Here is a 12,126-nt window from a genome sequence, read left to right as displayed (position 1 = left end):
CGCTGATTGCTTTATATAGGGTGGATGTAAATAGTTGCATCTAGAACTTAAAACCTTGTAGTATGAAAAAGTTAGTACTCATTATAGCAGCAGTGGTTTTTGGAATACCAAGTATTCAAGCAGAAACAATCAATTCAGCGGTTGCGACCACAGATAACAGATATGGAAACTCTTTCATTTTTGTGGAAGATGGTGTTACATTTTCCGTATACCCGGATGGTGAGTTCGATTTTTATATCGACAACAGGGTAAATGTAGGTGTCGGGGCACAAATTGGAAACGTTGGAATCACCTTCAACTCAGGATACAACTATAATCCATTTGTCCAGTATGATGATTATGGAGCCGTGATTCAAGTAGAGAACACACCTATTTATTATGACTATTACGGACGTGTATCCCAAATCGGAAACGTGGATATCTGGTATAATAATGGTAGGGTCCGTAGAATCGGTGGATTGCATGTTTACTACAATGGCGGCGTTTTTAGTCACTATACAGGATACATCAATATTTACAACAGAGGATATGTGTACAGACCTTTCCATAGATATTTTGCAAGACCGGCAATTGGGTTTTGTAATGTATATGCAAGACCTTATAGAAGATATTACAGACCTATTAGATATACCTATTATGCACCTTACAGACACAACACAAGACGTGCTTATGCCAGATTGGGTAAGGTTTATAGAAACAATAATACCTATAGAAGGGAAAACATCTATAGAAATGATAGAAGAGTTGCGGTCAGAAACAATAATGTTAGAAGAGCCGATTATGGAAGAAGCAACGCTACAGTATCCAATAATGCTACCAGAAGAGGAAACTCTGCAGCGGCAAACCGTTCAAGTAACACTGTTCAAAGACAAAAAGTAGCTACTAGAGATTCTAGAAGCAATGTAAACAGAAAGTCGAACAATGTTACTAGATCCAATAGAGCAACGGCTTCTAACAATAAAGCGACAAGAGCGTCTAACAATAGAAGTTCAAATGCAAGAAAAGCGGCCCCTAGTACCAGTAACAGAACTGTAAAACGTTCTGCACAGAGTACCTATAGAAAACCTCAGACAACATCGAGAACAACAAACAGGTCTGCGGTTAGTAGGGGAAGCTCTTCTTCAAGAAAAGCAGTTTCCAGAAGTTCCAGCCCTAGCGTAAGAAAAAGCTCTGTAAGTAGAAAGAGTAGCTCTAGGCCAAGTGTGAGCAGAAGTTCTTCCGCTAGAAAAAGTAGTGCAAGAACAAGTAGTTCCAGAGGTTCTTCTAGGAGAAATAATTAAAAATAAGTTTTTAGGTTGGTTAGTTGTTTACCCCGTAGTTGAATTTATTCGCTACGGGGTATTTTTTTTAAGCCATTTGGACAGAAAACCCGTCACATCTTCAGAGATATTGAAGCGGTACAAAATACCTACATACATAACCACCACAAGTAGCGATTTTAAACCAATATTGACAATTGGGTGAAACTGAAACTGCAACAGGTCAAACAGAACAGCCAATAGCACCAATGTGGCAAAAACTTTGAACGTTGCCGAAGTAAACGGCATTATACCAAACTTCATCTTCACAAAAGCAACCTTCACCAAATTGAATATAAAAATGGATACAAAACTCGCTAGGGCCGCCCCTTCCAATCCTAATCTTGGAATCAACAAATAATTGAGGAGAATGGTTAAAGCAGCCAAACAAACACCAAATACCAAGACTGTTTTATAGTAATCTGAATTGTACAAGATAGAGTTAATGTTCCCCAAAATGGAATCCATTACTTTAGCCATACCGATCAAAAACACAATGGTAAAGCCATTTCTGTAATTCTCCGGCAACATTAAATATAGGTCGTTCAGGTTAAGAATAATAAGCACGAACAATATTCCAGAGGCAATAAATAGCGTCAACGAACTTTTCTTGTATAATTTCTCCAATCCTTCAACATTACCAAGGTTCATGAGTTCTGCAGTAAGCGGATATGTAATCTGGTGCATTGCACGGGAAGGCACAATAATTACTGTTGCAATATAAACCGATACCCCATAATACGCCACATTCTCAATACTGATAAATTGGTTCAGCATTACCTTGTCAATCTCCAAAAGGATAAGTGCAGCTGAACCACCCAGAATAATCAAAAAGGAATAGGAAAGAATTTCTTTGGAATAAGCGGGGAACCTAAAATCAAGTTTGGGAGTTCGAAGCGTGAATGCATAAATTTTGATGATAACCGTTCGCAACACGTATAGCCCCACTAAACATTTAAAAAAAATGTCCAAGGTAATCACATCAAAATAAAAAAGAATAAGCAAAATAGAAACCCCTATCCGTGCGAAAACCTCCTTCATAAAGTTTCCGAAAACCGATTTAAGGAATACCCGGCACCACGAATAAAACACCTCAAAATAGCCCATGGCCAATCCCACAAAAAACACATACCAAAGGTAATCCTTCACCATGGGGTTAACTTGCGATACCCAGTCGCCAATGGGGTCGTACCATAGTAAACCTACCAACGCCACAGGAAGAATGCCCAATAAAGGTATCAACAACATTAAGGTGAAGAAGCCATCCTTTTCCTCCTCTTGATGGTTACTGTAAAATTTAACCAAGGTATTGTGTACCCCAAAAGCCATCAATGGCATTAAAATAGCTCCCGAAGCCAAGATAAATGTCACAAGGCCATAGTATTCGTCGGGAAGAATCTTGGTATACAAAAACAGCGTATTGATGGCCCCAAAAAAGAACCCCAGATAGGTTACCACCGTATTCCGTATGGATTGTTTTAGAACAACGCCCATTAGATAAAGTTAGCCAAAGATTCCGTTAGTGCCTTTCTGTGATACTGTTCCACTCCTTCCGAGTTGCAAACCAATGTACCTTTTTCGTATTGATGAAATGCATTCAAAAGTACATTTTTTAAAGTCACGATATCCGAATGCAAACTCATAGTTCCAGCTTGGTGCCGTTCCACCATTGCGCCTGCCTCCCAGCCTTTTGGACCAATGGCCAAAATAGGCCGTTTAGCGTTCAAGTACTCGAATAATTTCCCTGGAATGATGCCCTGGGTCTCTTCGGAATCAATTTCTAATAAGAGAAGTAACTGTGATTTCTGCTGGGTTTCCAAAACCTTATCGTGTGAGAGATACCCCAATTGTTCCAAATAACTTGTAAGACCAAAATCTTTAACGGATTGCAGTACTTCCTCCCCCACTACTCCGGCCAATTGTATTCTTAGCGAATGTTTGAAATTTTCATTTTCTGAAATCAATTCTTGTAACGCTTGCCATAACCCCAAAGGGTTTCTTCCTGTCAATAACGAACCTATATGGGAAATGGTAAAGTTGGCATCCAATTGAACTGGTCTTAAATCATTATCAAAGCCATTGGTAATTACTTTTATTGGTTTTGGCGTTATGGCCTCAAATTCCGCTTTTGTGGTGTGGCTTGTTACTACAATTTTGTCCGCTTTTACCAGCACACCTTTTTCCAAAGCCTTATGTTTCGCTTGCGATGATTCCGTTAACCTTAATTTTTTATGATAACCTATAGATGTCCAAGGGTCCCTAAAATCAGCAATCCATTGAATGTTGTATTTCTTTTTAAGACCAAGGCCAATCAAGTGAAGACTATGCGGAGGACCTGTTGTAATGATGGTTTCAATGCCCTCATCTGCAATAACCTTTGCCAAATAAGAAATGGATGGCTTCACCCAAAGTTTCCGAGCATCAGGAATAAAAAGATTACCACGAATCCATAATAACACCTTCTCGATAAATGATGGGTCTTTTTCTTTGATGATTCCAGAACTGATTGTTTTTGTTTTCTTTTTCGAAAGTAACGAAGCCCAACCATAGGGTTCCTTAATCGGTTGTTTTAAAATTTTGATGGATGCGGGGACTTCCTTCAACAATTTTTCATCTACAATGGGATAACTGGGGTTTTCGGGAACATAAACCATAGGTTCAATACCAAAATCGGGTAAATATTTAACAAACTTGAGCCAACGTTGTACCCCTGGTCCTCCTGCCGGAGGCCAATAGTACGCTATGACCAAGATTTTGCGCATTAGGATTCTTCCTTTTTACCGCGGAACAGGGTGAAGCCCAATCCACCAACGATAATCAATGCTAAAAGGATATTGGATGCCAAGGTAATCTGGCTTCCTGTTTCCACTACTTCTGGTTCAAATTTGAATTCAATTTCGTGCTGCCCAGCAGGCACTTTAATCGCACGAAGCGCATAATCCACTTTGTAGTGTTCTTGTGGTTTCCCTTCGATAAAGGCATTCCAACCGGATGGATAATGCATCTCGGAGAATACGGCAAAACCATCATTGGGATTGCTGGATTGATATTTTAAATAATCGGGACGATACGCTACCAAATCGATAGTTGCCGTAGAATCCACCGAATACCGGAGTTTTGTCAATTCAGGGTATTCCTTGGTATTAACTACCGCTTGGGTCTTGGAATTGAAATCTTTCAGTTTCAAGATTTCCTCATTGGCCGAGGAAACAGGTACTAATTGGTCTACGAACCATGCGTTGCCATTGGCATCGGGATTAACGGCAGGATAACTGTTCCCTTCTTCATCTTGCTGAATTACATATTTAACATTCAACATATTCATTACCTGAAGATTATTCTGATACAAATGGTATTCGAACAGGTTTTGAAGTGCCCGGGGCTTTGCCGCATGATACCCGCCAACGGATTTATGGAAATAGGAAGTCCTTGCCCCATTGAGTCCTTCTTGAGGGTCAAACACCCTGTAGATAGAATCATCCTGCTGAATCATCTGGTCAATCTGATTGGCTTGGAATGGTTCGTTCACCTGACGCTGACGTACAAAATCGTCCTCGTTCACATACCGAAGGTCCACCCCTACCAAATCAAACAAAATCAGGGCGCCCAAGGCAAACACCAATATATTTTTATTGATTTTCTCTTTGATGAAGAACCAAAGCGCTGCAGCAGCCAAAGCCACGTAAACTAGAGAACGGATGGTATCGTTGATGTAGACGGCTTCACGATCACGTTGAATCATTGTCATTACATCATCACCAAAGTACCCTCGATAGGTTTCGTCACGCATACCTTCAAAATCGAAGAACCCTTTCAAAAAGAAAATAACCACACCAAGTCCCAATGATATGAAGAAGCTCCATTTTAGGGCATTCAATTTTTCCTTTTGATCAACCGAAGATTTGAACAATTCCCAAATTCCCAGCATTGCCAAAACGGGCAAACAAAGTTCCAGCACCACTTGAATAGAAGATACCGCCCTAAACTTGTTGTACATTGGGAAGTAATCAATCATAAAATTGGTAAGCAACGGAAAGTTTCTTCCCCAAGAAAGTAATAATGATAATATAGCCCCTGATAGTAGCCACCATTTCTTTTTGCCATCAACCAGAAATATACCCAAAATAAACAAGAAGAATATAATGGCCCCAACGTAAGCTGGTGCCGCTACAATGGGCTGGTCTCCCCAATACAAGGGCAAACTGCTAGAAAATTCCATAGCCCTGCTCGGGCTAAGCCCTTGATTGGTCAAATATTCGTAGGCCTTGGAGTCTTTCCCTAAATTTTCTCCGCCCGAACCTCCGAACAATCGAGGGGCAAATAGGTTCAAAGATTCCGCAATCCCGTAGCTATATTGTGTGATGTATTCTTTGTCCAATCCAGTGGAAATCTCTTTTTCGCTCCCATCTGGGTTTATGGTGAGCTCGGATTTACCACGGGTACTCCAATCCGCATATTCCTTGGTGGCCATTAGGCTGGTAGCATTGGAAAAGATGGAAAGGACCACTGCCAAAATCAACACGCCCACGGATATAAAAAAGTGTTTGAGCTCCTTTTCCTTTATGGCGTAAATGAGGTAGACCAATCCCATCACCAAAACCAAAAGCATAAAATAATATGTCATTTGGTAGTGATTGGCACTAATTTCCAGAGCCATGGCCAATGCGGTAAGTATAAATCCTAAAATATATTTTTTACGAAAAACCAGCACAATTCCACCCAATACCATGGGAATATAACCCAAGGCATGTGCCTTGGCATTGTGACCAACGCCCAAAATAATTATCATGTAGGTGGAAAATCCGAATGCCACCGCTCCGAGAGCCGCCAATCTAAAATCAACTTTTAAACATAAAAGCAATATGTAGAAACCTATCAAATACAGAAAAAGGTAATCCGCAGGTCTGGGCAAAAACCGAATCAAACGGTCCAAATCCTTTACATAATTATGCGGATAGTTGGCCCCCAACTGATAGGTGGGCATACCGCCAAAAGCACTGTTGGTCCAGTAGGACTCTTCACCCGTTACATCCTTGTAAGCATCACGTTCCTGGGCCATGCCCTTGTATTGGGCAATGTCCGATTGAAAAATGGCCTTTCCCTGCAAAACTGGATAAAAGTACACCAGCGAAGCAAGAATGAATAAAGCGATAACACAAATGTGGGTGATAATGGCTTTTGGAGAAAAGTTCATGGATAGGTTTTGATAGCGCAAATATTAATCAATTTCCTCAAAATCTATGTATTCTCCAACTTTTTTTGAGGGATTGGACCTGCGCGGCGGTTTTTTGGAAATGGTGGTCTCCCCTTCATGGTGTTGTCGACCATCAAAATCCTGTGGGTTTCCGAATTGTTGTCCAAACCGCTCACTTGTCTTTTTAACCGCATAATTCAACAACTTCGGGGCCAGCCACTTTAAGAGGAATTTGAACCCGTAGTATACTAATATGACAATTAAAATCGTTTGTAGTAAAACCATATAACCTTCGTTATTGAATCAAATTTACACTGTTAGTCTCGTAAACCCATCAAACGTATCTTAAAATAGTATTAAAAACCCAGTTATATGGACATTTCCATGATCAAAAAGTTATTATTTCTTTTCGTTCTAATCCCAACCTTTACTTTCGCCCAATATACCGATGTCATTAACTCCAACCGACCCGGAAGGGCAGCCAGCGCCTATTCCGTTGGTAAAAATGTGGTACAGGCCGAAATTGGGATGCTGTACGAGCAGCAGGATAATGCCGATCTTAATTCGGATTCCAATATTTTTGGTGCCGATTACGCTTTTAGGTACGGTTTGCTTTTTGAAGAACTGGAAGTGATTGCCGAAGGTTCCTTTATCACTCAGAACATCACCTACCCCGATTTGGGCATAGATGGTAAGCTCACCAATTTTACCCGAAACCGTGTGGGCTTAAAATATTTGGTATATGACCCTTATCGTAATCCAGAACGCAACAAACCCAATTTATATAGTTGGAGGGCCAACAACCTCTTCCAGTGGAAAAATTTGATTCCTGCCGTATCGCTGTACGGTGGAGCCAATTTTGTGGTGGGAGACAACCCTTTTTACCCCGGGGAACCTACAATTTCCTATCGTGGGGGCATCCAAACACAGAGCAGGCTTTCCCCTCGGTTTGTGTTGATTTCCAATATTGCTTATGATCGCATTACCACCGATTTCCCGGAGTGGCGCTACGCACTTTCGGTGACCCATGCTTTTCGCGACCCTAGGTGGAGCGTATTTTTTGAGGGTCAAGGGATTTCTGGGGACCGCTATTCGGATATAATTCTTAGAACCGGTGTGGCTCGTTTGATCAACCCAAATTTTCAGGCTGATTTTCATTTAGGCTCCAATTTTAAGAGCGACCCTTCGCGTATTTTCGTTGTGCTCGGATTCTCGTACCGCTTGGATTTCCATAAAGATGAGCTTATTCCCATTAACGAACAACAATCGGGCATGAATGGTGAAATCAAGAAAAATGCCAACAAAAAATCAAAAAGGCGCAACAAAAAAAATGGCGGCGGAATAGATTTTTAAGTTTTCCGACAAGTTCATTTTTCTACTGCAAGTAATATTCATAATATTGGGCATTAATTTGCATGTATGATATCCGTTAAGCAGGTTCAGTCCAAATCAGACCTTAAGCGTTTTGTAAAATTTCCTTTTTCGCTATACAAGGACTCCCCGTATTGGGTTCCCCCTATCATCAAAGATGAAATGGCTTCTTTTGATAAGGATGAAAACCCTGTTTTTAAAACGGCGGAGGCGCAGTTCTTTTTGGCGTACAGGGACAACAAAATCGTGGGGCGCGTAGCGGCCATCATCAATTGGTTGGAAGTAAAGGAACAAGGCCTTAAAAAAATGCGCTTCGGTTGGTTCGATTTTGTGGATGATTTTGAGGTTTCCAAAGCTTTGTTGGACAAAGTCCAAGAGATTGGCAACGAAAATCAGCTCGAGTATATGGAAGGTCCCGTAGGGTTTTCCAACTTGGATAAGGTTGGGGTGCTTACCGAAGGTTTTGATCACATAGGAAGTATGATCACGTGGTACAATCATCCATACTACCAATCACACTACGAAAAACACGGATTTTCCGTGGAAAAAAAATATACCGAGAGCAAGTTTTTGGCTGCGAATGCGGACCCTAAACTATTTTATAAGGCCAACTTGTTGATTAAAAAGCGATATGGTCTCCGAGAACTGAACTTTGAAAAAAGTTCGGAGATCATGCCTTGGGTGGACAAGATGTTCGACCTTTTTAACGATTCCTACGCCAAGCTCTCTTCCTTTGTAAAGATTACGGACATCCAAAAGGAATACTTCAAGAAAAAGTACATCAGTTTCATCAATCCGGAATACATCAAATTTGTGGTGGACGCCGAGGATAACCTAGTGGCCTTTGCCATTGTGATGCCCTCTTTTTCGGAGGCTTTGCAGAAAGCGAACGGCAAGCTGTTCCCTTTTGGTATTTTCCATTTGTTGAGTGCTCGAAAGAATAGCAAGGATGCCATCTTCTATTTGATCGGCATACATCCCAAATATCAAAATAAGGGGGTGACCTCCATTATTTTTAATGAGTACTACCATACTTTTAAAAAACGGGGCGTGGTGAACTGCATTCGTACACCCGAGTTGGAGGACAATATTGCCATACACCAAATGTGGAAACATTTCGACCCTAAGGTCATTAAACGTAGGCGTACTTATGTAAAGGATTTATAGGCCTCTCACCTTTCTCGGCTTTGATGATGCTTTAAAGAATTTGTGCAGGGCTTTAAATTGTTTGGTGGAATGTCATATCATTTTGTAATTTGAGCTTTATTATCGATTTCCATAGTGCAGCAACCCCTTTATCGTAAAACATCTATGGATGAAAACCGTAAAATTGATTCCGGGGGAGCTACATGGTGAAAAAATCATTTTAATCCTTTTTGACCCCAATCCTGTGATACATAATCACGTTCTTGGTTTGCAGGGCATAAAAAGAAGACCTTACGATGGAAATCTTTATTTGAAATATTCTGCCACAAGCGTAGGTATTCTGTTCCATCATCTACGAAAGATAAATTGCTATGTGGACTACTCCGAGCTGCCTCCCAAGCCATTTGAGGCACCAGTTAAGGAAAAACGGCTCTCTTTACCCGCCACTGACCCGTTTCATCATGAAGAATTAAAAAGGTTCCGGCGTTGGCTTGAAGAAAAAAGGCTGAGTCCCCACACCGTAAACACCTATGTGGAATTAACCCGTTTTTTTATACGCTATTCCATCCTTAAAAAATCGAAATGCTATACAAAGCGGTTGGTGGAATCGTTCAACTATGAGTTTATTGTTTGTGAAGGTAAATCGGTATCCTATCAAAATCAATGTATAAATGGTATAAAGAAATATTTATCATTTAAAAATATGGATGTTGGCAGCCTAGACTTGGTACGTCCGAAAAAGGAGAAAAAACTCCCAACAATTTTGAGCAAGGATGAAGTGAGGCTGCTAATCGAGGTAATTTATAACCTTAAGCACAAAACCTTATTGGCACTTATTTATTCTGGCGGTTTACGTATTGGCGAGGCCCTTAACCTGAAAGTGAGCGATATTGATAGCCAACGGATGCTGATACACATTAAGGGCGGAAAAGGGAAAAAGGATAGGTATACGCTGTTATCCCAAAGTTTTTTGACCCTACTCCAAGAGTATTATAAGCACTTTAAACCGAAGGTGTACCTGTTTGAAGGGCAGAATTCTAAAAAATACAGTACGAGCAGTGCGCAGCGCGTTTTACGAAATGCAGTTGTAAAAGCTGGTATTCAGAAGGAAGTTACGTTGCATACGCTTAGGCATAGCTTTGCAACGCATTTGCTGGAAAATGGAACGGATATCCGCTATATACAGGAATTATTGGGTCATAGCAGTCCTAAAACCACCATGATCTACACCCATGTTACCGAGAATAGCATACAGAATATTGGCAATCCATTCGATGAGCTATAATAATGGTTATATTGCGATGTAAGAAAATAAAACAAGCAACAATACTGAACGAATATTACCAAAACCTAAGCATAGCCTTCCAATTTGGCGACCTAATAGGGATAAAGCTCAGTATATAAACAAGTTGTAGCACATTTGATGAAACACATCGCAACATATGAAATTCACGATACTTTCAGAATTACTGGAAGAGGAATTGTCTTCTCTGGAAATATTTTGGATGGCGAATTTCTGACTGGAGATTTAATCAAATTTGACTTTAACGGACAAATATTAGAACGAAGAATAAAAGGAATCGATGCTGGAATGAGAGTTGCTAAAGGCAAACCTAATGTAGGAATTATGATAGAAACGATAAATGAAAGCGAAATTTCGGATTTACGGAATTGGGAGCCGAATCAAGCTATTGCGAAAATATTTAGGTCAGATGAATAGTAAAGCAACGGACTTTCTTTTCGGATGTAAAAATCTATATTTTCTGGGAATTCATCCATTTGATTTTAGCCTATCGGACTCTCACGAATACAAAGCAATAGTTGAACTTGGAAAAGAAGTAATTAAAGAAATCGGAATTCAAAGTTTTGCGGAATTTATTATGGAATCCCAATATCGTGTTGGAATTTGGTCATCTTTCATAACATTGGAATTTGGAAAACCTGACCGAAATGAAATTCTAAATGTTAGTGAGTCTGAAACAATATTCTCAGCTTGTTTGGAAAAAGTTGAACAGAATGAAATTAATGAATTGCCGACTGACATAATTGAAAACAAAAATAACTGGATAAGAAAAATAAAAACGTGCTACAACAATGTATAACCGCAATTACGGCAGATTCGACTGCGTCCGACACGAGCACGAAGTGCGAACTGGCGAAGCAATCCACTCGGAATTGCTAACGCCTGTGCTAGCCCGAATATTAACGCATATTAACCCGTAACTGCGGTTATACGAGACCGTTGTGCACTATTTGAGAAATGACCGAACTAAAAGACAAAATATACTACACAGATAAAAATATTCTCAAAATTATTGAATCAGAATTTGAATTAATTGACCAAAAGAATTGGTACAGATTATATCGGAATAAAAAGGACAATTCATATTGGCGACTTGACGAATGGGACAAATATCAAGAGCAGTTTTTTGTTCGACTTGAATCGGCTGACAATTGGACTGAATATGATGACCAAAATTTGAGAATAGAATTATTGAAAAAACATCGTGGAACGACTGACCATAAATGTACTTGGAAAGATTGTGATAAAAATACGCTAACTGAAATGGCGATTTGTGAATTTCACGCATACACGGAAATGGGATTAAGAAAATAATAAATGGAGCAAACCACTCAACAGACATACGATTTGATTTGCTTTACAGATTTAGCATATGAATTTGACTTTTCGGACAAAAAAGAAGCTGAAAAGAAAATAAAAAGACGTTTAAAATATTACAAGCTTGGGAATTATAATCAAGAACGAATAGAATATATAAGAGCCTTGAAAAATGACCTTTATGCTGAAATAGCTTTGGGAACTAAATCAATATACTTTCAAAAATCAAAAAGTAATTATGCAGATTTAGAAGATTACAAGTTTGAAAAAATGAAATTAGATTATCTCAAAAAATACGATTCGATAAGCGAAAATGATATGAGCGGAATATTAAATTTTGCGATTTATTTATATCATATGCGATAAAAAAACAGTGCACAACAAAGAACTGAGTTAAAAAGCAAGTCTTTTTAAGCCAATCTCGATATATGGTTCTCATCGTAAGGTATTCCGGATTTTGCAATGGCAAATGCCTGTTTCAACAGTTTGTTCGATAC

General features: G+C 39.6%; 12 protein-coding genes. 8 read left to right on the top strand and 4 right to left on the bottom strand.

From position 1 onward, the window contains the following. Positions 1-62 precede the first annotated feature (62 nt). The gene (locus GUA46_RS07155) at positions 63-1,280 is read left to right on the top strand and encodes a hypothetical protein (protein WP_176619908.1); all 1,218 of its coding nucleotides are present in this window, start codon (positions 63-65) and stop codon (positions 1,278-1,280) included. 51 nt (positions 1,281-1,331) lie between these two features. On the opposite strand, the gene GUA46_RS07150 is transcribed toward GUA46_RS07155, so the two are convergent. From GUA46_RS07150 to GUA46_RS07135, 4 genes are read right to left on the bottom strand one after another with little or no spacing between them, the layout of a single operon-like run. Then, the gene (locus GUA46_RS07150) at positions 1,332-2,792 is read right to left on the bottom strand and encodes an oligosaccharide flippase family protein (RefSeq protein WP_176619907.1); all 1,461 of its coding nucleotides are present in this window, start codon (positions 2,790-2,792) and stop codon (positions 1,332-1,334) included. Further along, positions 2,792-4,060 carry a glycosyltransferase gene (locus GUA46_RS07145; protein ID WP_176619906.1) on the bottom strand — a complete coding sequence of 423 codons (1,269 nt, stop codon included), beginning with the start codon at positions 4,058-4,060 and terminating at the stop codon, positions 2,792-2,794. The genes GUA46_RS07150 and GUA46_RS07145 overlap by 1 nt, the downstream gene beginning before the upstream one ends. Next, a complete protein-coding gene (locus GUA46_RS07140) occupies positions 4,060-6,492 on the bottom strand; it encodes a YfhO family protein (RefSeq protein ID WP_176619905.1) in 2,433 nt (810 codons plus the stop codon). The genes GUA46_RS07145 and GUA46_RS07140 overlap by 1 nt, the downstream gene beginning before the upstream one ends. A 24-nt stretch (positions 6,493-6,516) precedes the next feature. Continuing rightward, positions 6,517-6,777, bottom strand: coding sequence for a DUF4834 family protein (locus GUA46_RS07135; RefSeq protein WP_108245132.1), 261 nt, complete (start codon positions 6,775-6,777; stop codon positions 6,517-6,519). Between the two features lie 87 nt (positions 6,778-6,864). Here GUA46_RS07135 and GUA46_RS07130 point away from each other — a divergent pair, with 87 nt between their 5' ends. The 7 genes from GUA46_RS07130 (at position 6,865) to GUA46_RS07100 (ending at position 11,995) form a co-directional block, all read left to right on the top strand. Further along, on the top strand, positions 6,865-7,845 hold the full coding sequence (locus tag GUA46_RS07130; protein WP_176619904.1) for a transporter: 981 nt from the start codon (positions 6,865-6,867) through the stop codon (positions 7,843-7,845). A gap of 66 nt (positions 7,846-7,911) precedes the next feature. Then, positions 7,912-9,030 carry a GNAT family N-acetyltransferase gene (locus GUA46_RS07125; RefSeq protein WP_176619903.1) on the top strand — a complete coding sequence of 373 codons (1,119 nt, stop codon included), beginning with the start codon at positions 7,912-7,914 and terminating at the stop codon, positions 9,028-9,030. 148 nt (positions 9,031-9,178) lie between these two features. After that, positions 9,179-10,294 (top strand): tyrosine-type recombinase/integrase, encoded by a 1,116-nt coding sequence (locus tag GUA46_RS07120; protein ID WP_176619902.1) that lies wholly within the window; start codon positions 9,179-9,181, stop codon positions 10,292-10,294. A 138-nt stretch (positions 10,295-10,432) separates the two neighbouring features. Continuing rightward, complete coding sequence (locus tag GUA46_RS07115; RefSeq protein WP_176619901.1) at positions 10,433-10,729, top strand: hypothetical protein; 297 nt, start codon at positions 10,433-10,435, stop codon at positions 10,727-10,729. After that, entirely contained in the window at positions 10,722-11,111 is a 390-nt protein-coding gene (locus GUA46_RS07110; protein ID WP_176619900.1) for a hypothetical protein, read from the top strand. The genes GUA46_RS07115 and GUA46_RS07110 overlap by 8 nt, the downstream gene beginning before the upstream one ends. Positions 11,112-11,269: 158 nt before the next feature. After that, complete coding sequence (locus GUA46_RS07105; protein WP_176619899.1) at positions 11,270-11,626, top strand: hypothetical protein; 357 nt, start codon at positions 11,270-11,272, stop codon at positions 11,624-11,626. A gap of 3 nt (positions 11,627-11,629) precedes the next feature. Then, the gene (locus GUA46_RS07100) at positions 11,630-11,995 is read left to right on the top strand and encodes a hypothetical protein (RefSeq protein ID WP_176619898.1); all 366 of its coding nucleotides are present in this window, start codon (positions 11,630-11,632) and stop codon (positions 11,993-11,995) included. The last annotated feature ends 131 nt before the right edge of the window (positions 11,996-12,126 follow it).

The organism is Flagellimonas chongwuensis (genome assembly GCF_013376415.1).
GTDB lineage: Bacteria > Bacteroidota > Bacteroidia > Flavobacteriales > Flavobacteriaceae > Flagellimonas > Flagellimonas chongwuensis.
Note: the sequence above shows the minus strand (reverse complement) of the source record. Positions and strands in the feature narration are given on the sequence as shown.